The organism is Mesorhizobium sp. M7A.F.Ca.US.002.01.1.1 (genome assembly GCF_004022955.1).
GTDB classification, from domain to species: domain Bacteria; phylum Pseudomonadota; class Alphaproteobacteria; order Rhizobiales; family Rhizobiaceae; genus Mesorhizobium; species Mesorhizobium ciceri.
The window spans coordinates 1-404 of sequence record NZ_RZQE01001076.1 but is presented as its reverse complement, the minus strand read 5'-3'; the positions used below and the strand labels follow the sequence as shown (position 1 = coordinate 404).

Sequence of the window (404 nt, the reverse complement as noted above, 5' to 3'; positions counted from 1 at the left end):
CGCCAGCGCCACGCCGTGCCCGAGCGCGTAGCCATAGCCGCCGGAGGTGATGCGCCCGACCAGCTTGCCGTCGCTGTAGAGCCCTTCATTGGCTACAGTGCTTGCGCCGTCGGTGTCGATCCTGAGCGTCACCGACCGGCGCTGGTCGTTGCGCTCCCTGTATTTCAGCACAGCCTCGCGTCCGACGAAGTCGCCCTTGTCGAGACGGATGAAGCGCTCCAGCCCGCTCTCCAGCGCGTTGATCTCCGGGTTCATGTCGCGATACATGGCGCGATAGGATTTCTCGAGCCTGAGCGATTCCAGCGCGTGCAGGCCGACCAGCCGCATGCCGTGCTTTTTGCCTTCCCTCAGGATCGCGTCGAGCAATTGCCGCTGGTAGGGCAGGGGGTGATAGAGTTCCCAGC

At 64.6% G+C, this 404-nt stretch carries 1 protein-coding gene; it reads right to left on the bottom strand.

Features of this window, described 5'->3' with window-relative positions; genetic code table 11:
• On the bottom strand, positions 1-404 hold a 404-nt coding region (locus EN932_RS37780; protein ID WP_164890927.1), incomplete at both ends, for a glycine cleavage T C-terminal barrel domain-containing protein.